The organism is Spirillospora sp. NPDC047279, assembly GCF_040643285.1.
GTDB lineage: Bacteria > Actinomycetota > Actinomycetes > Streptosporangiales > Streptosporangiaceae > Spirillospora.
Genome location: NZ_JBEYUA010000016.1, coordinates 36,707 through 58,902, shown reverse-complemented (window position 1 = coordinate 58,902; position 22,196 = coordinate 36,707). Strand labels below are relative to the sequence as shown.

The 22,196-nt window shown below is 71.7% G+C and carries 16 protein-coding genes and 2 pseudogenes; 7 read left to right on the top strand and 11 right to left on the bottom strand.

What is annotated here, in order from left to right:
- Window positions 1-296: 296 nt before the first annotated feature.
- The gene (locus ABZ810_RS34640; protein WP_358410463.1) at window positions 297-1,019 is read left to right on the top strand and encodes an IclR family transcriptional regulator; all 723 of its coding nucleotides are present in this window, start codon (window positions 297-299) and stop codon (window positions 1,017-1,019) included.
- A 94-nt stretch (window positions 1,020-1,113) separates the two neighbouring features.
- Here ABZ810_RS34640 and ABZ810_RS34635 read toward each other — a convergent pair whose 3' ends face one another.
- From ABZ810_RS34635 to ABZ810_RS34615, 5 genes are all read right to left on the bottom strand, one after another.
- Window positions 1,114-1,473, bottom strand: a complete 360-nt coding sequence (locus ABZ810_RS34635; protein WP_358410462.1) for a helix-turn-helix domain-containing protein — start codon at window positions 1,471-1,473, stop codon at window positions 1,114-1,116.
- A gap of 67 nt (window positions 1,474-1,540) precedes the next feature.
- Window positions 1,541-2,335: an enoyl-CoA hydratase-related protein gene (locus tag ABZ810_RS34630; RefSeq protein WP_358410460.1), complete on the bottom strand. Its 795-nt coding sequence runs from the start codon at window positions 2,333-2,335 to the stop codon at window positions 1,541-1,543.
- Between the two features lie 96 nt (window positions 2,336-2,431).
- Window positions 2,432-3,577, bottom strand: coding sequence for an acetyl-CoA C-acetyltransferase (locus tag ABZ810_RS34625; RefSeq protein WP_358410458.1), 1,146 nt, complete (start codon window positions 3,575-3,577; stop codon window positions 2,432-2,434).
- Between the two features lie 145 nt (window positions 3,578-3,722).
- Window positions 3,723-5,750, bottom strand: coding sequence for an MDR family MFS transporter (locus ABZ810_RS34620; protein WP_358410456.1), 2,028 nt, complete (start codon window positions 5,748-5,750; stop codon window positions 3,723-3,725).
- Between the two features lie 65 nt (window positions 5,751-5,815).
- Window positions 5,816-6,190 carry a hypothetical protein gene (locus ABZ810_RS34615; protein WP_358410454.1) on the bottom strand — a complete coding sequence of 125 codons (375 nt, stop codon included), beginning with the start codon at window positions 6,188-6,190 and terminating at the stop codon, window positions 5,816-5,818.
- Window positions 6,191-6,331: 141 nt separating this feature from the next.
- Here ABZ810_RS34615 and ABZ810_RS34610 point away from each other — a divergent pair, with 141 nt between their 5' ends.
- Together ABZ810_RS34610 and ABZ810_RS34605 are read left to right on the top strand one after the other, a co-directional pair.
- Entirely contained in the window at window positions 6,332-6,487 is a 156-nt protein-coding gene (locus ABZ810_RS34610; protein ID WP_358410452.1) for a hypothetical protein, read from the top strand.
- A 181-nt stretch (window positions 6,488-6,668) separates the two neighbouring features.
- On the top strand, window positions 6,669-7,520 hold the full coding sequence (locus tag ABZ810_RS34605) for a methyltransferase domain-containing protein (protein ID WP_358410451.1): 852 nt from the start codon (window positions 6,669-6,671) through the stop codon (window positions 7,518-7,520).
- Window position 7,521: 1 nt separating this feature from the next.
- On the opposite strand, the gene ABZ810_RS34600 is transcribed toward ABZ810_RS34605, so the two are convergent.
- The 3 genes from ABZ810_RS34600 to ABZ810_RS34590 form a co-directional block, all read right to left on the bottom strand.
- Complete coding sequence (locus tag ABZ810_RS34600; protein ID WP_358410449.1) at window positions 7,522-8,502, bottom strand: zinc-binding alcohol dehydrogenase family protein; 981 nt, start codon at window positions 8,500-8,502, stop codon at window positions 7,522-7,524.
- An 807-nt stretch (window positions 8,503-9,309) separates the two neighbouring features.
- A complete protein-coding gene (locus ABZ810_RS34595; protein ID WP_358410448.1) occupies window positions 9,310-11,604 on the bottom strand; it encodes a SpoIIE family protein phosphatase in 2,295 nt (764 codons plus the stop codon).
- Between the two features lie 177 nt (window positions 11,605-11,781).
- A complete protein-coding gene (locus ABZ810_RS34590; RefSeq protein ID WP_358410446.1) occupies window positions 11,782-12,492 on the bottom strand; it encodes a metal-dependent transcriptional regulator in 711 nt (236 codons plus the stop codon).
- Between the two features lie 101 nt (window positions 12,493-12,593).
- On the opposite strand from ABZ810_RS34590, the gene ABZ810_RS34585 reads away from it, so the two are divergent.
- The gene (locus ABZ810_RS34585) at window positions 12,594-13,265 is read left to right on the top strand and encodes a UdgX family uracil-DNA binding protein (protein ID WP_358410445.1); all 672 of its coding nucleotides are present in this window, start codon (window positions 12,594-12,596) and stop codon (window positions 13,263-13,265) included.
- A gap of 22 nt (window positions 13,266-13,287) precedes the next feature.
- Here ABZ810_RS34585 and ABZ810_RS34580 read toward each other — a convergent pair whose 3' ends face one another.
- Window positions 13,288-14,601 (bottom strand): MFS transporter, encoded by a 1,314-nt coding sequence (locus ABZ810_RS34580; protein WP_358410444.1) that lies wholly within the window; start codon window positions 14,599-14,601, stop codon window positions 13,288-13,290.
- Between the two features lie 110 nt (window positions 14,602-14,711).
- Complete coding sequence (pdxH, locus tag ABZ810_RS34575) at window positions 14,712-15,371, bottom strand: pyridoxamine 5'-phosphate oxidase (RefSeq protein ID WP_358410442.1); 660 nt, start codon at window positions 15,369-15,371, stop codon at window positions 14,712-14,714.
- 125 nt (window positions 15,372-15,496) lie between these two features.
- On the opposite strand from pdxH, the gene ABZ810_RS34570 reads away from it, so the two are divergent.
- Window positions 15,497-16,609, top strand: coding sequence for a citrate synthase 2 (locus ABZ810_RS34570; RefSeq protein WP_358410441.1), 1,113 nt, complete (start codon window positions 15,497-15,499; stop codon window positions 16,607-16,609).
- A gap of 134 nt (window positions 16,610-16,743) precedes the next feature.
- Here ABZ810_RS34570 and ABZ810_RS34565 read toward each other — a convergent pair whose 3' ends face one another.
- The gene (locus tag ABZ810_RS34565; protein WP_358410440.1) at window positions 16,744-19,611 is read right to left on the bottom strand and encodes an ABC transporter substrate-binding protein; all 2,868 of its coding nucleotides are present in this window, start codon (window positions 19,609-19,611) and stop codon (window positions 16,744-16,746) included.
- A 38-nt stretch (window positions 19,612-19,649) separates the two neighbouring features.
- On the opposite strand from ABZ810_RS34565, the pseudogene ABZ810_RS34560 reads away from it, so the two are divergent.
- Together ABZ810_RS34560 and ABZ810_RS34555 are read left to right on the top strand one after the other, a co-directional pair.
- Window positions 19,650-21,083, top strand: a pseudogene (locus ABZ810_RS34560) (MFS transporter); the annotation flags it as partial.
- A gap of 136 nt (window positions 21,084-21,219) precedes the next feature.
- Window positions 21,220-22,154: pseudogene (locus tag ABZ810_RS34555) on the top strand (helix-turn-helix domain-containing protein).
- Window positions 22,155-22,196 lie beyond the last annotated feature (42 nt).

Below are 22,196 nucleotides of genomic sequence, written 5' to 3'. Positions count from 1 at the left end.
CGTCCCTTGCGAAGTTACTCCCGAGTTGTACCCCTGAGTAGAGCCCCCATGTGGCCTGCGCGAGAGAAGTGTCCATTGGTTGCCCCTGGGAACAAAGTTCTTTCTCCAAGGAAAGCCTCCTGTAAAGGACCGTTCCACAAAGAGGGAATAGCTGCCTGCTTCCGGAAACGCACGTTCCGGCCGGGCGAGAAGTGATCCAATGGAGCCCGGTATCGCGAAAGGCCTTGACCCAACGAGGCCAGAGGGGTTCGCTGTGCGTGATGGATGAGACACGGAGGCCTACTCTCATCGCCTCGGTGCAACGGGCGTTGCACCTCATGGAGGCGGTGGCGTCGCATCCCAACGGGGCGCCTGCCAAGCAGCTCGCCCGGGAGGCCGGCCTGCCGCTCGCCACCACCTACCACCTGCTGCGCACCCTGGCCCACGAGGGCTACGCGACCCGCCTGTCCGACGGCGTGTGGGTCCTCGGCGACCGCGTCCAGTCCCTGCACGGCCAGAGCAAGACCCAGCAGCTGCTCGCGCGCATCCGCCCGACCCTGATGGCCCTGCGCGACGAGCTCGGCGTCGCCTCCTACTTCGGCATCCACGAGGACGACGAGATCCGCATCGTCGACATCGCCGACGGCCCGCGCACGCCGCGGGTCGACCTGTGGGTCGGTTTCGACGACGCCGCGCACGCCACCGCCATCGGCAAGTGCGTGCTGGGCCAGCTCGACGAGGACCGCCGCCGCGACTACCTCGCCCGGCACCCGCTGGTCGACCTCACCCCGCACACCATCACCGACCAGCAGCAGCTCCTGCGCTCGCTCGCCAAGCCGACCGGCCTCTCGCTCGACCACGAGGAGTACGCGATCGGCACGGGCTGCGCCGCGGTCCCGGTCACCGACGGCACCGGCAGCGTCGTCGGCGCGCTCGCCATCTCCTGCCGGTCCAGCAAGCTCCCCAAGATCGAGGCGTCCGTGCACCGCATGCAGGCCACCGCCGCCCGCATCCAGCGCACCCTCACCCTCACCCTCTGACCCCCGCGCGCCCTCTGGCCGAAGGCCACCCGCGGCTCTTCACGGGGCTCGTGCGGGCCGTTCACCGGGAGGAGGACGGGCACGGGGATGACGGTCACATGGGCGGGACGGGGGCTCGGCGGTTGCGGGTACGCGACTCGAGTTCGCGGATCCGGCGGGCGTCCTCCTCGCGGCGGCGCTCCAGGTCGCGGACCCGCTGTTCGAGTTCGAGGACGCGCCGGATCGCGGTCAGCGTCATGCCCTCCCCCACCAGCTCCACCACGTACCGCACACGCTTGATCTCGTGCCGGGAGTACCGTCGCTGGCCGCCCTCGGTCCGGCGCGGGCGGACGACCTGGAACTCGTCCAGGCGCCGCAGGAACGCCTCGCGGAGCCGCAACATCGCGGCGACCTGGCCCACCGAGTACAGCGGCGCGTGCTCGTCGTCGACGGGCAGCGACATTCCCGTTTCCACCACCGGCATGGTCGATCACTCAACCACGCCGGCGCCCGCAGGTCCGGCGCCACGCCGTCGGCGCAGGTCAGCGGCCTCGGTAATCCGGGGTCCGCTTTTCCAGGAACGCGGTGATGCCCTCCTTGGCGTCCTCGGTGCCGGCCAGCGTGACCAGCTCGCCGAGCAGGTGCGCGACCTGGTCTTCCAGGGGGCGGCCCTCGATGGCGAAGAACGCCTGACGGCCCAGGCGCAGGCCGATCGGGCTCTTGGCGGCGATCACGCCCGCCAGCTCGGCCACCCGCGCGTCCAGGTCGGCGCGCGGCACGACCTCGGTGACCAGCCCGATCTCGCGGCCCTCGGCGGCGGTGATCCGCTGTCCGGTGTAGTAGAGCTTGAACGCCTGCTTCGGCGGCACGTTCCGGTTGATGATCGCCATGATCATCATGGGCCAGAGCCCGACGTTCACCTCCGGGGTGGCGAGGTTGACGTCGTCGGCGGCGATCACCAGGTCGCAGGCCGCGGCCAGCCCGAGGCCGCCCGCGACCGCGTGCCCCGCGAGCCGGGCGATGATCGGCTTGCCCAGCGTGGGGAACGCGGTGAACAGCCGGTACGGGGCGCTCTCCCGGATGGCGTCGCCGTCGGCGACCGAACGGCCCGCCTCCTGCCTGGCCCCGAGACCGCCGAGGTCGGCGCCGGCGCAGAACGCCCGGTCGCCGGACCCGGTCAGCACGATCACCCGCACGTCATCGTCGGCCGCGGCGCGGGCGAACGCGTCGAGCAGCTCGTCGATCATCTGGTCGCTCAGCGAGTTCCGGGCCTCCGGCCGGTTGAGCGTGATCGTGGCGACCCGGCCGGCCACCTCGTACAGGATCGCCTCGTACATGCCCCTCCTCGGACGACGGCGGGCGGGGTCCCGAAGGTCCCCGCCCGCCGACTGGCGTGCTCAGATCAGATGCGCTCAGATCCAGACGCGCTCGGATCAGACGCGCTCGATGATCGTGGCGTTGGCCTGGCCGCCACCCTCGCACATCGTCTGAAGACCGTAGCGGCCGCCGGTGCGCTCCAGCTCGTGCAGCAGCTTGGTCATCAGGATGCCGCCGGTCGCGCCCAGCGGGTGGCCGAGGGCGATCGCGCCGCCGTTGGGGTTGGTCTTCTCCAGCGAGGCGCCGGTGTCGGCGGCCCACGCCATCGGAACGGGCGCGAACGCCTCGTTCACCTCGAAGACGTCGATGTCGTCGATCTTCAGTCCGCTGCGCTGCAGGGCCTTCTCGGTCGCCGGGATCGGGCCGGTCAGCATGTAGACCGGGTCCGAGCCGCACACGGTGAGGGTGTGGATGCGGGCGCGCGGGGTCAGGTTGTGCTGCTTGACGGCCTCCTCGGAGGCGATGAGCAGCGCGGACGCGCCCACGGAGATCTGCGAGGCGACGGCGGCGGTGATCGCCCAGCCCTCGCGCAGCGGGTTGAGGCCCGCCATCTTCTCCAGGGTCGTGTCGGGGCGGGCGCCCTCGTCCTTGGACAGCCCGGCGATCGGGGCGATCTCACGGTCGAAGTAGCCGGCCTCGATGGCCTTGGCGGCGCGCTGGTGGCTCTCCAGGGCGAACTTCTCCAGGTCCTCCCGGGAGAAGCCCCACTTCTCGGCCATCAGCTGGGCGCCGCGGAACTGCGAGATCTCCTGCTGGCCGTAACGCTCGGCCCAGCCGTCGCCGTACGGGAAGGGCATGCCCTTCTCGAGCGCCATCGCGACCGAGGAACCCATCGGCACGACGGCCATCTGCTCGATGCCGGAGGCGACGACGAGGTCCTGGGTGCCGGAGAGCACGCCCTGCGCGGCGAAGTGGATGGCCTGCTGCGAGGAGCCGCACTGCCGGTCGATGGTCACGCCGGGCACGTTCTCCGGCAGTCCCGCCGACAACCAGGCGGTGCGCGCGATGTCCAGCGACTGCGGCCCGACCTGCATGACACAGCCCGTGATCACGTCTTCGACGGCGGACGGGTCGACACCGGTGCGGTTGACGAGCTCCTTAAGCACGTGGGCACCGAGGTCGGCGGGGTGGACGTCCTTCAGGGCACCCTTCTTGGTGCCGACGGGGGTACGGACCGCGCCGACGATGTACGCCTCGGCCACTACGCCTCCAAATGTGGGGTTGGGGTTCCGTCCCGAAACCGAGTGAGATTCGGTTAGTCAGTATGAGATTACATCCCTGCGGACGCAACGCCATGTGACCTGGGTCTCGATGGTGTCGGCGGAACCCGTCCCACCACGGAGGATGCTAGTCGTGGGAGGCGTGCACGGCCTTCGCGTCGGCGTCGTCCCCGAGTGTCTCCCGGGAGAGCTCGCTGAGCAGTTCGGTGAGTTCAGGGTGCTCCTCGGGCGACCATCCGTCCAGATGCCTGGCGAGTCCCTGGCGGCGCGCCTCGAAGAGCCGTTCCGCCGTCTCCAGTCCCTGCTCGGTGGCGGTGAGCCGCCCGTCCCGGCGGATCACCAGGCCGCCGTCGACGAGCCGGTCGACGAACGGCCTGCCGTCCTCGACGGACACGCCCGCGCGTTCGGCGAGGTCGGCACCGGAGACCGAGCCGTCCTTGGCGATGCGGCAGAGCGCCCACATGCTGCCGGCGGGCAGGTCGACCCCGGCGTGCGCGCCCAGCCGCGCGTACAGCTCCTTGGCGGTGTCGTCCTTGCGCATGAGCGAGCTGAGCGCACGTTCGATCTCGTGCCTGGACGAACGGACCGTCGGCGCGGCGCCCAGCCCCTCGCCGTAGTCCTGCGCCTGCGAGGTGGCCCGCAGCGGCACCTCGCGCAGGAACCACGTCAGGACGACGGCCACGGCGACGACGGGCACCGCCCACAGGAAGACCGTCTGGATCGACTCGGCGTAGACGTGCAGGACGTCGCCCCGGACCTGCGGCGGGAGCTGGTCGAGCAGTTTGGGGTTGCCCTCGGCCGCCGTCGGGTCGAATCCGGGCGGCAGCTCGCCGCTCCGGGCGACCTCCTCCATGTTGGACGCGAGCCGGTTGGCGAAGACCGAGCCGAAGACCGCGACGCCGAACGAGCCGCCGATCTGGCGGAAGAACGTCACGCCCGAGGTGGCCGAGCCGAGGTCCTCGTACGGGACGGCGTTCTGCACGGCGATGACGAGCACCTGCATGACGAGGCCGAGCCCGAAGCCGAGCAGCGCGAAGCGCAGGCTCATCGACCACGTCGAGGTGTTCTCGTCCATCCGCGAGCACAACCACATCGCCACCCCGATGATCGGCGTGCCGATGACGGGATAGATCTTGTAGCGGCCGGTGTTGCTGATCAGCTGGCCGGAGCCGATCGACGCGACCAGCATGCCGATCATCATCGGCAGCAGGTGCACGCCCGACAACGTCGGCGAGACCCCGTGCACCACCTGCAGGAAGATCGGGAGGAACGTCATGGCGCCGAACATCGCGAAGCCGACCACGAAGCTGATCGCCGAGCTCTGCGAGAACACCGCCTCCCGGAACAACCGCGGCGGCATGATCGGCTCGGCGGCGCGCCGCTCCACGAAGATCCACACCACGATCAGGATCACCGAGCCGACGCCCAGCCCGATGATCTGCGGGGACGCCCAGTCGTACTGGGTGCCGCCCCAGGTGGTCATCAGCACCAGCCCGACCGCCCAGCCGACGATCAGCAGCGTGCCCAGGTAGTCGATCTTGTGCTGCTCGCGCGCGGACGTGGTGTGCAGGACCGCGGCGATGACGATCAGCGCGAGGATGCCGACCGGGATGTTGATGTAGAACACCCAGCGCCAGGACAGGTTGTCGACGAACCAGCCGCCCAGCAGCGGCCCGCACACGCTCGACACCCCGAAGACCGCGCCGAACAAACCCTGGTACCGGCCGCGCTCGCGGACGGGCACCACGTCGCCCACGATCGCCACGACGAGCACCATGAGCCCGCCGCCGCCCAGGCCCTGGAGCCCGCGGAACGCGATCAGCTGGGTCATGTCCTGCGCGATGCCGCACAGCGCCGACCCGATCAGGAAGATCACGATCGACGTCTGGAACAGCCGCTTGCGCCCGTACTGGTCGCCCAGCTTGCCCCACAGCGGCGTCGAGGCGGTGGCCGAGAGCAGGTAGGCGGTGACCACCCACGACAGGTGGTTGAGGCCGCCCAGCTCGCTCACGATCGTCGGCAGCGCCGTGGAGACGATCGTCTGGTCCAGGGCGGCGAGCAGCATGGCGAGCATGAGCGCGCCGAGGATCACGTACAGGTCTCTGCCCTGGGGCATGGACCTGCCCTGCTCCTGGGACGTCGTCTCGGCGGTCATGGGCGGAGATCTACCCAGCCCGCCGGTAAAGATCACCCCGGCCGAGGTCAACAGCCGGGGCGGGATCAGCGGCTGACGGCGTCCTTGGCGTCCTTGGCGACCTTGGCGGCGCCGAGGGCGGTGCACCCGCCGGTGACGGCGACCAGGCCGGCGGTGGCCCACAGGGGCAGTCGGCCTCGCGACTGGACGCTGTTGACGGTGTCGAGCGAGTCGACCACCAGGCCGAGGCGGCCCCACAACGTACGGCTTTCCCCCTTGCTCAGCAGGTATCCGGCGCCGAGGGCGATCTCCCGGGCGGCGAACATCCGGGCGATGTAGTCGCGGTTGGCGTCCACGCCCCGGTGCCCGCCCACGAGCCGGGAGAGCAGGCCCGGCGCGACGAACGCCGCCGCGCCGAGGGCGACCCGGCCCCGCGCGAGCTGGAGCATCAGATCGTCCACTTGGTCACGCTTCTGGTCTTCCTTCGCATCTGCCACATCCGCGAGGTTATCCCGGGCCGAACGAGGTTCGAGGCGGGGCCTCACCCGACTCGCCCGTCTATCGTTTCGGGTGAGGCACCTCCCCCCGGAACGAAGGTGACCATGGAAGGCATTCTCGCCCTCGTCGTGACGGCGATCCTGTGCGGCTTCGTCGTCCGCTGGGCCGCCCTGCGGCTGCGGCTGCCCGTGCCCACGTACATGGCGGTCGGCGTCGTGTTCGTGCTGGTCGCGCTGGCCATGTTCGGCCGACAGCTCTAGTTCGCGACATTAGACCCGATTTTCTGCCCCCGATAGGCGAACTTCCTGCCCCCCTGGAGAGTCATACCTGACGAATTCGGCTTCCAGACCCCGCTCGGAGACGTGTCGCACGGCATGTCGGCACTCCCGCTTCGAGCGGCATCCCGCAGCGCGAAGCCGACCGAGCCGAGGGAGAACCGACGTGCCGCACCCCGCGACCGAGATCCATGAGTCCGGCGGCGCCACGGTCACCCCGCACGTACGACGCCTGCTCGACTTCGCCGAGCCCAACCGCGAGGACGTCTGCCTCGACGTGGCCCGCGGCCACGGGCCGATGCCCGCCGCGCTCTCCCCGCAGGTCCGCCATGTCACCGCCGTCGACGCGGCCCCGCCGCCACCGGTCTCCTGGACAGGCCGCGAGGCCGGCCGGAGCCGGGTTCCGACGGTGGAGTTCGGCACCGGTCCCGTCCGCATCGCCGACGAGTCCGGCGACCTGCCCGCCGACCGCTCCCTGCGCCGCGCCCGCGATCTCGGCGACCGGCCTCCGGCCGACGACCCCGACCGGCTGACGGTCCGCGCCGAGGCGACCGCCCTGCCCTACGGGGACAACACGTTCAGCCTGGTCACGACCCGTTTCTCGCTCTACAACCTGGGCGATCCGCGCCGGGTGCTGCGCGAGCTGCTCCGGGTGACGAGGCCCGGCGGGCGCCTGATCATCGCGGACGTCGTCCGCACCAACCTGGCGGGCGCCGACCGCGACTGGATCGAACGTGTCCGCAACCCCGACCATCCTGGCACGTTCTCGATCGCCGGGCTCACCGACCTGATCACCAGCGCGGGCGCCAACGTTCGCCGGCTGGACGTCTTCACCGTCGAACGGCCGGTGGAGCCCTGGCTCACCGGGGCGCACTCGCTCGCCGCGGCCGCCGAGATCCGCCAGGCGCTCGAGGACGAGGTCGACGGCGGCCCCCGGACCGGCTCCAAGCCCCGCATCATCGGCGGCGAACTCTGGTTCACGCAGAACTGGGCGCACGTCGCCGCCGAGCCCATCTGACTCAGGGCACGAGAACGGCCGCCCCGGTGAAACGGTCGGCGGCCAGATCGGCCAGCGCCCGGTCCGCGGCGTCCAGCCCGTACCGGTGGGTGGTGACCTCGATCCCGAGCCGCGCGGCCAACGCCAGGAACTCCTCCCCGTCCGCCCGCGTGTTGGCGGTGACCGACCGCACCTGCCGCTCCTGGAACAGGTGCCGCTGGTAGTCGAGCCGCGGCACATCCGTCAGATGGATGCCAGCGATGGCGAGCGTCCCGCCCCGGTCCAGCCGTTCGAGCGCGGCGGGCACCAGCTCCCCGGCGGGCGCAAAGATGATCGCCGAGTCGAGCAGCCCCGGCGCCTCATCGAACGAGTCGCCGGCCCACGCCGCCCCCAGCGACAGCGCCAGCTCACGCGCCTCCGGCGAACGGGTGAACACCTGGACCTCCGCCCCCTCCGCAAGCGCGATCTGCGCGGCCAGATGCGCCGACCCGCCAAAACCCCAGATCCCCAAGCGCCCGCCCGGCGGCAGCGCGGCCCGCCGCAACGCCCGGTACCCGATGATCCCCGCGCACAACAACGGCGCGGCCCGCTCATCATCGAGCCCCGCCGGCAGGGCATACGCGTACGCGTACGCGGCGATCGCGTATTCCGCGTACCCCCCATGCGCGTCCCACCCGGTGTAGACCGACGCCGGACACAGGTTCTCGGCCCCCCTGCGGCAGAACCGGCACACCCCGCACGTCCCCCGAAGCCAGGCGATCCCCACCCGATCACCCACTCCGCTCCGGCACCCCGCCCCCACCGCGACGACCTCCCCCACGACCTCATGCCCCGGCGTGACCCCAGGCAGATGAACAGGCAGATCCCCATCGACCACGTGCAGATCCGTCCGGCAAACCCCGCAGGCCAGCACCCGCACCAGCAGTTCCCCATCCCCCGCCTCAGGCACCCCCCGCTCAACCAGCCGCAAAGCCCCCGCCCGCTCAGCCCTCCAAGCCCGCATAACCCCACGCTACGCCCCACCCAAGCACCTGACCCGCTCCCGCCCACCGCAAGCCAGCGCCCCACCTCACACCCCGTGCCCCACCCCCGCCGACGCGAGCAACCCCCGGCCCGCGCGAACACATGCCGGGTCACCGACCCGCCCAAGCCCGAGATCCGGTCCCAACCCACACGAGCATGTGATCGGCCCGCCTCACCCCACTCAGGCACCCGCCCCACCCTCCCCCTGAGCGAACGCCTGACCAACCCCATCCCCGCGCAAGCAAGGGATCCGCCCTCGGCCATGCAGAACGCGCGACCAGGCCGAACCCATGATCCGACTCCGGCGAACGCGAGCACAGGATCTAGATGTCAGACCGCGTGGGCGCGTGACCTGGCCGACAGCTCGCGCGATCAGGTCGAACGAACCTCAGCCAGCGCGTGATCGACCCCAGCCTCCGCGCAAGCACGAGACCCGTCCTCGACCATGCGGGACGCGCGATCGGCCCTGACCCGCGATCCGGCCTCAGCACGCACGGGCACACGATCCGGCTCCGGCACACGAGCGCGGGATCTGGTCTCAGCAAGGTGAGCGTGTATCTGGCTGCCTCGGCCCGCGCGAATAGGTGTTCGGACCTCAGCCGGCGCGAGTGCGTTATCTGAGTCTCCGGGGCGATGCCGAAAGCGAGCGCTGGAGGCGAAGGTCGCGAAGCGACGTCGCGCTCGCACGAGTTCCTGGGCCATCGGGTGAGCCGCCAGGCGAGCCCGGCGGAGCCGGGAGCTCGATCAACACAGCCGCCAGGCGAGCCCGGCGGAGCCGGGGACTCCATCAACGCAGCGGGAGTTCGAACCAGACGGCTTTGCCGTCTGTGGTGGGGCGGGCGCCCCAGCGGCTGGCGAGCTGGTCGACCAGGTAGAGGCCGCGGCCGCCCTCGTCGGTCTCGCCCGCGCTGCGGATGCGGGGCAGGCGGAGGTCGGAGTCGAAGACCTCGACCCAGATGGCGTCGGCGCCGCGGCGGAGGCGGAGGCGGAAGTCCTTGGTGACCGGCTCGCGGCGGCCGAGGTCGGCGCCGAGGTTCCAGTCGTCCTCGTCGAAGACGGCGTCGAGGTCGCCGAGGTCGCCCGCGGTGTTGAACTGGACCTGCGGCATACCGGACGGCACCAGCTCGCGGCGCGGGGTCGGGGTCGTGGTGGCGTGCAGGACGACGTTGGTGACGACCTCGGAGACCAGCAGGCACGCCAGCTCGGCCTGCTCGTCGAGCATGCCCCAGGCGGCGAACGCGTCGGACGCCATCCGGCGGGCCTCCGACACCATGATCGGCTCGGCGGGGAAGGTGCGCTCCTCGACGGCCAGCTCGTCGCCGCCGGTGCGGATCACCACGATGGCCACGTCGTCGTCGATGTCGCCGGGGACGGCGTCGTAGGCGGCACCCGCGATGGTCTCGACGTCGCGGCGGGCGACCGCCTCGATGGCGGCGCGCACCATCTCGCGCGACTCCTCGCGCGTGTAGTAGTCGCCGTTGTCCTTGGGCCGCCGGTCGATGAGTCCGTCGGTGTAGAGCACCAGCGTGGCGCCGGGCTTGAGCTCGGTGATCTCCTCGGTGAAGAGGATCTCGCCGCCCAGGCCCGGGCCGCGGACGCCGAGCATGACGCCCTCGCTCTCGAACGACAGCTCCGAGACCTCGCCGTCGACGATGAGCAGCGGCGGGTCGTGCCCGGCGTTGGCGAACTCCAGGACGCGCGACCAGGCGTCGTACACGAAGTAGGTACACGAGACCAGCGGCGGCCGGACCTCGTCGTTGTAGGGCGCCCATCCCGAGCGCTGCCGCTCCGGCCGGGTCATCGTGCGCACCCACTCGTCGAGCTTGCGCAGGATTTCGGCGGGCGACTTGTCGTCCTGGGCGAAGGCGCGCATCGCGGCGCGCAGCTGGCCCATGACGGCCGCCGCGCGGGCGCCGCGGCCCTCCACGTCGCCGATGACCAGCCCGACGCGGCCCGCCGACAGCGGGATCACGTCGTACCAGTCGCCGCCGACCTGGGTCTGCACGCCGTGCCCGTGCGACTCGATCGGCCGCGCCGGCTCGTAGCGCCAGGCCACCTGGAGCCCGTCGAGCTTGGGCGGGCGTTCGCTCGGGAGCAGGTTCTTCTGGAACGCCAGCGCGGTCTCGCGTTCCTCCTCGAAGAGGATCGCGTTGTCGACGGCGATCGCGACCCGCGAGGCGATCGCGCCCATCAGGTCGCGGTCGAAGCCGTCGTAGTGCGGGTCGGGCCGCTTGCTCAGGTTGGACAGCGCGACGCTCATGACGCCGAGCATCTCGCCGCGCACCAGCAGCGGCGCGGAGATCACCGAGGTGATGCCCATCTCGTCGCCGAGGCGCTTGCTGGAGTCGCTCGGCGCGGAGAACCGGTGCTCGATCATGTTCTCGACCAGGACGGCGTCGCGGCGGCTCATCGCCTTGGCGCTGAAGTGCCCGGGCGGGTAGGAGATCGTGTCGCCGACGTCGGCCCAGGTGCCGGGTGGCGGCTCCCAGCCGCCGGCGTGCCGCGACACCCGGCGCACGAGCCGCCCGTACGCCTGGTGCTGCCGCTCGCCGCCGCCGAACAGGTCGATGAAGCAGTGGTCGGCGAACTGCGGCACCAGGATGTCGGCGACCCGCCGCAGCGTGGACTGCAACTCCAGGGAGCCCGCCAGCCGCTCACCGATACGTTCCAACAGCCCGTAACGGTCTTGCTCTCGCTGGTTGCTGCGGAGCGCCTCACGGGCGAAGATCACGATGCCGTCGACGGCGCCGGACGGGTGCCGCAGCGGCACGGCGTGCGCCCGCGTGTAGACGCTGGTGCCGTCCGAGCGCACGTTGGAGAACGTGCCCTCCCAGACACCGCCCTTGAGGACGTGCTTGGCCAGCTCGGTCGCCTGCTCGTGATCTTCCTCGGCGATGCCCAGCGACAACACCGAGTGCCCGATCACCTCGTCCCCGCCGAAGCCGAAGAGCTGCCGGGCGAACGAGTTGCCGTAGATGACGTTGCTGAAGCGGTCGGTGACGATGACCGCCATCTCCATCTGGCTCAGGACGGTCTCAGGCGGCAGGTGCGCCGCGAACGGCGATTCCCCCCAGCTCTTCATGACCCCGCCTGTCCCAATCCAGATACGTCCCCAGTATTGAACGACGAAGTGGCCGTCCGGATACGCGAGAACGACGGGACGGTACGGAGATCTTCGGTATAGACCGTCTTTGCCGTCGGGGTGGAGGAGGTCACGAGGCGCACGGCGTCGCGATCACACTCCCCCGGAATCACGGAATCAGCGCTTGCTGACGAAGACGTGCTCTGCGATGTCGCGGGGCAACTCGTTCGCAGGGCTGTCGGCCTCGTCGTCACATGTCACCCGCACACCATCGTCGGTCGCCTCGAGAGTTACCTCGCGTCCCGGTTGTATCCCGATTTGCTTGAGTTTAAGCATCAGGTCACTGTCGCTTTGCACCTGTTCGCTGATGCGGCGAACGATCGCGTGGGCGCCGGCGGGCGTGGCCACCTCGGACATCACCGAGACCGGCGCGGTGTCGGCGGTGTCGGCGGTGTCGGCGTGGCCGCCGAGCTCGTCCAGACCCGGGATGGGGTTGCCGTGCGGGCAGGTGGTCGGGTTGTCCAGCAGGGCCACCAGGCGCCGCTCGACCTCCTCCGACATCACGTGCTCCCAGCGGCACGCCTCGATGTGGACGTCCTCCCAGGGCAGTCCGATGACGTTGACCAGCAGGCATTCGGCGAGCCTGTGCTTGCGCATGACGGAGACCGCCAGATGGCGGCCGCTCTCGGTGAGCTCGAGGTGGCGATCACCCTCGACCCGCAGCAGCCCGTCGCGCTCCATCCGCGCCACCGTCTGGCTCACCGTGGGACCACTCTGCGAGAGGCGCTCGGCGATGCGTGCGCGGAGAGGGACGATGCCCTCCTCTTCGAGCTCGAAAACCGTACGGAGGTACATCTCCGTGGTATCGATCAGGCCGTGTGAGGTCACGAGCTCCCTCCAGTGCTTGTGAATTTGAGTCTACTTGCTCAGACCACTCAGGGGCGGTGCCTGCACATATCCCTCTCGTGGCGGGTATGGAGCAACACACCATGGCTTCCAAATCTTCCCGTGCCGCCGCCCCGGACGCGGAAGCCTTCCTGCCCCGGGACCGGCGTCGCCGTGATGATCTCAAGTCGCTGCGCCGAGCCGCAGCCAAATGCGAGGCATGTCCGCTTTACCGGGACGCCTCGGAGACCGTCTTCGGCGAGGGACCGAAGAGCGCGCGTGCCGTTCTCATCGGCGAGACGCCCGGTGACCAGGAGGACCGTCAGGGCGCGGTCTTCGTCGGCCCAGCTGGGCGCCTGCTCGACAAGGCCCTGGCCGAGGCGGGTCTCGAGCGTTCCGAGCTTTACCTGACCAACGCGGTGAAGCACTTCAAGTTCACCTACAAGGGCAAGCGCCGCATCCACGAGACCCCGGACGCGGGCGAGATCCGCGCGTGTCGCCCCTGGGTGCTCGCGGAGCTGGAGGCCGTGGACCCGGAGCTCGTGGTGATCATGGGAGCGGTCGCGGCCAGGTCCCTGCTCGGCTCCTCGTTCCGCGTGACCAAGGAGCGCGGCCAGGTCCTGGAGCCCTCCTCGGGGGTGCTCGACGGCCGTGATCTCCGGGTGGTCGTGACGGTCCATCCGTCCGCCGTGCTGCGCGCCGACGACCGCGTGAAGGCGTTCGAGGGCTTCGTCGGGGATCTCGAGGTGGCCGCGGGCGCCCTGAAGTCCGGATGATCATCCAGGCGGGGGCGGAACGTCAGTCGGCGGCCGGAGCGGGGTTCGCCGTGGCGGTGCGGGTGTCGTAGCGCAGGAGGGCCGGGACGGCGAGGGCGGCCACGATGACCAGGACCGCGCAGGCCAGGCCGCCGCCCACCCAGGAGACGGTGGCGCCGGCCACGGCCGCGGTCGCCCCGGCGCGCAGGTCGCCCAGCCGCGGGCCGCCCGCGACGACGACGGTGAAGACTCCCTGGAGGCGGCCGCGCATCTCGTCCGGCGCGTACGTCTGGAGCATGGTCTGCCGGAAGACGGCCGAGACCAGGTCGGCGGCGCCGCCCACGGCGAGGAGGACGACGGCCAGCCAGAGGCTGTGGGCGAGCCCCGCCGCGGCGACCGCCAGGCCCCAGACCACGATGGCGGCGACCAGCGCGACGCCCTGCCGCCGGACGCGCCCGATCCAGCCGGACGAGAGGCCGCCGAGCACCGCGCCGATCGCGATCGAGCCGAAGAGCCAGCCGACCGCCTGGTCTCCCCCGAAGCGCGTGTCGGCCAGCTCGGGGAAGAGCGCCCGGGGCATCGCGACGCCCATGGCGATGATGTCGACGACGAACGACATCAGCAGGACGGGCTGGGTGGCCAGGTAGCGGAACCCCTCGAACACCGAACGCAGGCCCGGCGTGCCGGTGACGTCCCCGAGCGGCGGTACGGGCGGCAGGCGGAGCGCGGCGTACAGCCCGACCGTGAACAGGACCGCGTCCAGCGCGTAGGCGGCCGAGTAGCCGTAGGTGGCGAGGATCACTCCCGCGAAGAGCGGCCCCGCGAGCATGCCGACCTGGCTGGCGGTGAAGTTGAGGGTGTTGGCGGCCGGGACGAGCTCCCTGTCGAGCAGCCGCGGGATGATCGCGCTCCGGGTCGGCGAGGAGACCGCGAAGCCGGTCGACTGGACGGCGACGACCGCCATGATCAGCCAGAGGCTGTTCAGGCCGAGCAGCGCCTGGCCGAGCAGGAGCAGGGTGGACAGCCAGGTCACGCAGGACGACGCGAAGAGCAGGCGGCGGCGGTCCATGTGGTCGGCGACGGCGCCGCCCCACAGCCCGAAGACGATCAGCGGGACCAGGTTGACCAGGCCGAGCACGCCGACCCAGAAGGACGACCTGGTCATGTCGTAGACCTGCACCGGGACGGCGACGGCGGTGACCTGGAACCCGACGAACGACACGCCCTGGCCGAGCCACAGGCGGCGGTACGCCGGGTGGCTCAGGGGACGCGTGTCGATGGCGATCCGTTTCAGCCGGCCGCCGCGGGACGGGGGCTGTTTCACGGGTTCGTCGGGGGATTCGGTGGCGTTCTGCACGGCACTCGCTGTCCGGTCGCGGGGATGACTCCTTAGCAAGGTTAAGCATCTTAGATGACAGGAACCTGGCAAGGGGTCGCTCCTGACCCTCCGGTCGCCGGAGGCGCCGTTCAGGGGGCGAGGCGCTCGATCGTCCAGCCCTCTCCCGTGCGGCGGTAGCGGAGCCGATCATGGAGCCGGTCGGGCCGCCCCTGCCAGAACTCGACCGCCTCGGGGACCACCGCGTACCCGCCCCAGAAGTCGGGCAGGGGGATGGCGCCCGCGTCCGGATCCGGCCAGCGCTCGGCCAGCTCGGCGTAGCGGTCCTCGAGCACCTCGCGGCCCGGGATCACCGCGGACTGGTCGCTGGCCCAGGCGCCGAGCTGCGAGCCGTGCGGCCGGGAGGCGAAGTACGCCGCGTTCTCCCCGCGCGACAGCGCCCGCACCGACCCGGTGACCCGCACCTGCCGGTAGACCTGATGCCAGGGGAAGACGAGCGCCGCACGCGGGTTCTCGGCGAGGTCGCGGGCCTTGTCGGAGGTGAGGTTGGTGAAGAAGCGAAATCCGTCGGGCCCGTACCCCTTCAGCAGGACCGTCCGGGCGCTCGGCACCCCGCCGGCGGACGCGGTCGCGAGGATCATCGCGTTCGGCTCGGCCAGGCCCGCGGCGGCGATGTCGGCGAACCAGGCGTCGAAGAGCGGGAACGGATCGGCGGGTACGGCCTCTTCCAGCAATTCCCCTCCCTCGTAGGATCTGCGGAGCCGTGCGGGGTCTGGCGTTGGGCGATCCACAGCGTCTGAGCCTCCCACCTGGTCATTGTGCAACTCACAGGGACCTGGGTACTCACCAGTAAGGCGGACAGGGTTCAATGGCACGGCACCGCCTTATCACTATGGGGACGAAAGGCAGGACGGACATGTCCGACTTCAAACCCGGTCTCGAGGGGGTCGTAGCCTTCGAGACCGAGATCGCCGAACCGGACAAGGAGGGTGGCGCCCTCCGCTACCGGGGCGTCGACATCGAGGAACTCGTCGGCCGCGTCTCCTTCGGCGACGCCTGGGGCCTGCTGGTCGACGACAGCTTCGACCCCGGCCTCGCCCCGGCCGAACCGCACGTGCTGCCGGTCAACTCCGGCGACGTGCGCGTGGACGTGCAGAGCGCCCTGCCGATCCTGGCCCCGGCGTACGGCATGCGGCCGCTGCTCGACATCACCGACGAGGAGGCGCGCGCCAACCTCGCCCAGGTGTCGGTGACCGCGCTGTCGTTCGCGGCGCAGTCCGCCCGCGGCGTGGCGGTGCCGATGGTGCCGCAGACCCGCATCAACGAGGGCAAGACCATCACCGAGCGGTTCATGATCCGCTGGCGCGGTGAGCCTGACCCCAAGCACGTGCAGGCCATCGACGCTTACTGGGTCTCCGCCGCCGAGCACGGTCTCAACGCCTCCACGTTCACCGCCCGCGTCATCGCCTCCACCGGCGCCGACGTCGCGGCGAGCATCTCCGGTGCCATCGGCGCCATGTCGGGACCGCTCCACGGCGGCGCCCCGGCGCGCGTGCTGCCGATGATCGAGAAGGTCGAGCAGATCGGCGACGCCCGCAAGGTCGTGACCGACATCCTCGACGGCGGCGAGCGGCTGATGGGCTTCGGCCACCGCGTCTACCGCGCCGAGGACCCGCGCGCCCGCGTGCTGCGCCGGACCGCCAAGGAGCTCGGCGCCGAGCGCTTCGAGGCCGCCAAGGCCCTGGAGGACGCCGCCCTGGCGGTGCTGCGCGAGCGGCGCCCGGACCGTGCGATCGAGACCAACGTCGAGTTCTGGGCCGCGGTCATCCTCGACTTCGCCCAGGTCCCGACCGCGATGATGCCCGCCATGTTCACCTGCGGCCGCACCGCCGGCTGGGCGGCGCACATCCTGGAGCAGAAGCGCACCGGCCGTCTCGTCCGGCCGAGCGCCAAGTACGTCGGACCCGGCAGCCGTTCGATCGAGGACGTCGCCGGCGCAGCGGAGGCCCTCAAGCGCTACGACGCCTGATGACGCAGGCGTAGCCACCCCCGCTCGACGCGCTCGAGGCCCCCGGCAGCCGCCGGGGGCCTTTTGCTCGCCTGGGGCGCCCGGCCCCCTGCCCGCCGGCTCCCCTGCTCGCCCTGCCCGCCCTGCCCGCCCGTTCAGCGCCGCGGCTCGGGCGGGCAGGGGGACGCGGCCTGGCCGCCGGCGACGAGCTTGCCGCACAGCGCGACCACCTCGGTACGGCCGTCGCGGCGGACGGTCGCCAGCAGCACCGGCTTGTCGACGACCTGGTGGCCCGTCGACCGCGGGCCGAACCGCAGCACACCGCTCGCCCCGTTGGGCAGCACGTCGCGCTCGGGGTCGTTCAGCGCCGCGAACACCGAGCCCGCCGTCGGCTGCGCGTCCTGCTCCCAGTAGACCTGGTTGGCCACGTTCGCGATGACCGTCGCCGCGTCGTAGCTGACCGCGGCCCGCGTGATCGAGGGCTTCTCGTTGCGCGGGACGTCGGCGCCGAACATCTTCTCCACGGCCGGGTCGTAGTCGGAGTAGAACGTCTGCGGCGCCTGCCGCGCGCCGATCCAGCGCGGCGTCCACGCCTCGCCGAGCGCGAGCGGGGTGAAGTAGAGCTCGAACGTGCCCTTGCGGCCGATGTCGGTGCCGTTGTCGCTGACGTACTTGGCGATCTCGTCGTCGGCGAGCACCACCCGCCGCTCGGAACAGGCCAGTTCGAGGACGTTGATGAAGCCGCGGAACTCGTCGGACCGCCCGGCGTAGTAGAACAGGTCCGCCGGGTCCTTGCAGGCGGTGCGCACCGCCTCGTCGAGGTCGCCGGGGTTCGCGTACGGCCACCTGCGCACCTTCCCGGGCCGGAACGACTTCTCGAACTCGTCGGCCAGGTCCTTGCTGTAGAGGTCCTGCGGGTCGGCGTTGTAGATGACGTCGACGCTCCGCGCCCGGATCCCGCCCACCTGTCCCTCACGCGCCCAGAACGCCGCGTGCCGCGCGAGCCTGGAGTTGGGCGGGGCCAGCCGGAAGTAGTACGGCGAGAAGCCCGCGCCGCCGTTCAGCATGGCCGTCCTGTTGTAGGAGTTGGCCGTCCCGACCAGGGGCAGCGCCGACTTCGCCAGGACCTTGATGGCGTCCTGGGTCTGCCGGCGGCTCTGCTCGAAGCCGACCACCGCCACGATCGACCGGTCGTCCAGCGCACGCTCGCGGATCTGCTCGGCGACCTGCACGGCGTACCTGAACTTGGCGCCCGCGTTGGCCACCAGGACGCGCAGCCGGAGGTTCTGGCTGGCGTCGTTGAACCGCTGCTGGGCGATCGCCAGGCCCACCAGCTCGCCCTGCGCCCCGGCGAGCAGGTCGATGCGCCGGTTCTTGATGGACGCGTCGGCGGTCACCGGGCCGAGGTAGACGACGGTGACGTACGGCTTGCCCGACAGCAGCACCTCGTCGTTCAGCTCCTTGATCCGGCTGAGCACCGGGGAGAGCCGGTTGTCGTTGTTCTCGCCCGCCGAGCTCTCCCCGAACTGGAACGAGCCGTCGGTGATGCCGATGCACTCCCCCTCGGCCGTCCGCCTGATCTGGAACGGCGAGCAGTACTTCACCGCCTGCACCGCGACCACCGTGACCGAGGAGACCAGCACGGCGACCATGGCGATCCACGGCAGCGCGGGGTGGGCGGCGCGCGGCCTGCGGCGCGGCGCGCGCGGCGGCGGGAGGTCCCCGCCGGGGTCGCGTGTCACGTCCACCCGCAGGGCCCGGCGCGAGCCGAGGGCGCGCACCCTGCGCTGCTCCCGCCAGTAGTCGTCCCACAGGCGGCGCGCGCCGACGGCGTCGGCCGCGTCGCCCGTCCACGCCGCCCGAGCCGAACGGGTCAGCCGGTCCACGAGCCGCGAGTCGGAGGGCATCGAGGGGTCGTCGGTGGCCGGGGCCAGCGGATCGACCCCGGCGATGATCACCAGCGGGTCGAAGTCGCGCAACCTCGGGTCGCGCTGGTTGTCCGCGCGGACACGCTCGACCAGCTCGACGAACTCGACCCCGACGTGCCCCGGCGGCAGGTGCTCGAAGAGCAGCACCGGATAGCGCACCCGCGCCCAGGCCGCCCGCCTGATGTTGCGCCGGTGGTTGCGCCGCAGGTCTTCGAGGAACGCGGCGACGAGCAGCAGGTCGAGCTGTTCCCCGTGGTCGTCGGGCTCCACCGGGCGGGGGTCGACGACCCTGAGCGCGAACCCGAGGAAGCCGGTCGAGTCGCTGTCGAGGTACGGCTGCCGCAGGAACCAGCGGTACCGCCGCACCCCGTACCAGCCGCGCGTCCTGGCCAGGATCTGGATCAGCACGAACGCCAGCCCGAGCGCCGCCGCGAACGCCGCGGCGACCAGGTCGAGGGCGGCCGCGGTACCGGCGCTGATCACCGCGACGGCCGCCACGCCGATCGGGGCGATCTGCTCCAGGAAGCCCAGGAACGTGGCGGGCCGGCCGCGCTGCCCCTCCTCCAGGTCGCGCAGCACGTCCCGGCCGCGACGGCGGATGACGCGGTTCAGCTCGCGTCGGCGGGAGTCCTCGTTGTCCCCGATGGGAGGGCGGGTGAGCCGCTGGACGAGCAGGTGGTTCTCACGTTCGGAGTGCGGCGCGTCCCGGGGCACGGGCCGGTCGCCCGCCAGCCGGATCTCCCGCAGGTCGCGGAGCCACAGGGCCATCTCCAGCAGCGGGAACCGCAGCGGCGGCTCACCGCGCGGGTGGCTGCTGGGCTGGGAGAGCTCCCGCCCGGCCTCCCGCAGGACGCCGGCGACGTCGGTGGCCGTGGTCGTCGCCGCGATGTGCGACACCGGAGCCCGTTCGGCCTCGCACCGGTTCTTGAACAGGTCGACGACGTGACCGGTGTGGCCGCCCGTGCCGAGCAGGAGCAGCAACGGCCGGACCCGTTCCCGCCAGCGCCGCGTGGGCCGTTCACGCAGCCTCTCGAAGAGGTCGAGCACTCCGCGCAGCCGGTCCTCGCTCAGGACCCTGTCGCCCTCGCCCGCCATACATCAACGCCTCGCTTCCGCGCCGTCCCCCCGAACCGATGTCCCCGAACCGAATCCGCCTCGTCACGTTCCGTCTCGAGGTTAGGACGCAGCGGGCGGGTGATTCGGATCGAAACGATCACGAATTTCGGCGGCGCGAGGGGCCCGATCGTTGCGGTTGTCGGCCCGGAGACCCCTCGTTCCGTGCGCTCACCTGGAGCAACGTCGTAGGCATGTCGCTCCATGAAACCCTCGGGCACGTTCACCGGGCGTGGTGGATCACCGCGGTCGCCGCCGCGGCGATCGTGGCGGCCGGCGCGTTCGGCACGCTCCCCGGGCTCCTCGTCGGCCCGCTGCACGCGGAGTACGGCTGGGCGCACGGGACGACCGGCCTGGTCATGTGGATCACCATGGCGCTGAACGGGCTCGTCGCGCCGTTCGCCGCCGCCCTCATGGGCCGGTTCGGGCCGCGCCGGGTGGCCTCGGCGGCCCTGGCCCTCGTCGCGCTGGGCGCCGGGCTGACGACGGTGATGACCGCGCCGTGGCAGTTCGCCGCCTGGTGGGGCCTGCTCGTCGGACTGGGCACCGGCACGATGGGCGGCACCCTCGCCGCGGTCGTCACCGACCGGTGGTTCGTCCGGCGGCGCGGTCTGGCGACCGGGATCCTCACCGCGGCGAGCGTGTTCGGCCAGTTCGTCTTCCTGCCCGTCCTGGCGGCCGTCGTCGAACGTGCCGGATGGCGGTCCGGCACGGTCACCGTGGCGCTCGCGGCCCTGGTGGTGCTCCCGCTCGTGGCCCTGCTCCTGCGCGACCACCCGGCGGACACCGGGTCGCCCGCGTACGGCGCCACCGACGTCACGCCTCCCCCGCCGCCCCGCCGTGACGCCTTCCGGCAGGCGTTCCAGATCCTGGCCGAAGCGGCGCGCACCCGGACGTTCTGGCTGCTCGCGGCCACGTTCGCGATCTGCGGCGTCTCGACGAACGGCGTGATGTGGACCCATTTCGTGCCCGCCGCGGGCGACCACGGCATGGCGCCGACGTCCGCCGCGTCCCTGCTGACCCTCGTCGGCGTCTTCAACGTGGCCGGGACCGTCGTGTCCGGCTGGCTCACCGACCGGTACGACCCGCGCCGCCTGCTGGCCGTCTACTACGCGCTGCGCGGGATCTCGCTGCTCGTCCTGCCCTCGCTGCTGGGCCCGGCCGCCGCCCCGCCGCTGATCGCGTTCGTGGTGCTCTTCGGCCTGCTGGACGTCGCGACGGTGCCGCCGACGCTGGCGCTGAGCGTGATCCGGGGCGCGTTCGACCGGGGCTCGGCGGCCGTGGTCTTCGGCTGGGCGTTCGCGGCGCACCAGGTGGGCGCGGGGCTGATGGCCCTCGGCGGCGGCCTGGTCCGGGACCTGCTCGGTGCCTACACGATGATGTGGGTCTCCGCGGCGCTGCTCTGCCTGGTCGCCGCCGTCCTGGCCCTCCTCGTGCCGCGGCCGGGCCGTCCGCGAGGATCGGAACATGACGGTCACGGGGAAGGACACGACGGCGGAGACGGAGACCGGCACGGGGACGGGCGCGGGCGCGGCAACGGCGACGGGGACGGGCGCCGCCACGGTCGCGGTGCTGGTCCGGCACGGCCTGATGCCGCTCGAACTCGGCATCGTGCACCAGCTCTTCGGAGTGCGAGATCGGCGGCCGGTGAGCCGCTGTACGACGTCGTGACCTGCACGCCGACGCCGGGCGACCTCCGTACCGACGCCGACTTCACCGTCCACGTGCCGCGCGGCCCGGAGGTCCTGGAGACGGCCGGGACCGTGATCGTCCCGGCGGCGCACCTCCCCGACGAGACCATGACGCGGGGACGGCTCGGCCCCGCGCTGGCGGACGCGTTCGCCCGCATCAGGCCCGGCACGCGCGTCGCGTCGATCTGCACCGGCTCGTTCGCCCTGGCCGCGGCGGGCCTGCTGGACGGGCGGCACGCCACGACGCACTGGCTGTCGGCCGGCGACTTCCGCCGCCTCTACCCCGGCGTCCACCTCGACCCCGGCGTGCTCTACACCGACGGCGGCGACGTCCTCACCTCCGCCGGCGAGGCCGCGGGCATCGACCTGTGCCTGCACATGATCCGCTCCGACCACGGCGCGGCCGTCGCCAACGAGGTCGCGCGGCGGACCATCGTCCCGCCCTACCGCGACGGCGGGCAGGCGCAGTACATCCCGCGGCCCGTCACCGAGCCCGCCTCGCCGTCCACCCGCACCGCGCGGGCCTGGGCGCTGGAGCACCTCGACGAGCCGATCGTGCTGCGCGACCTGGCCGCGCGGGAGTCGGTCAGCGTGCGCACGTTCACCCGCAGGTTCCGGCGGGAGGTCGGGACCTCGCCCGCCGAGTGGCTGACCCGGCAGCGGGTCGACCGTGCCCGCGAGCTGCTCGAATCCACCGACATGCCGGTGGAGCGGATCGCCGCCGAGGTCGGCTTCGGCACCGCCGCCGCGCTGCGCGAACGCCTGCGCGCGGCGGTGGGCGTCTCGCCGCGCGCCTACCGCCGCACGTTCCGCGGCCCCGGCCACCGCTCCTGAGCACCGCCCCGCCCGCTGACCCGGCGCCGCCGGCCAGGCCGC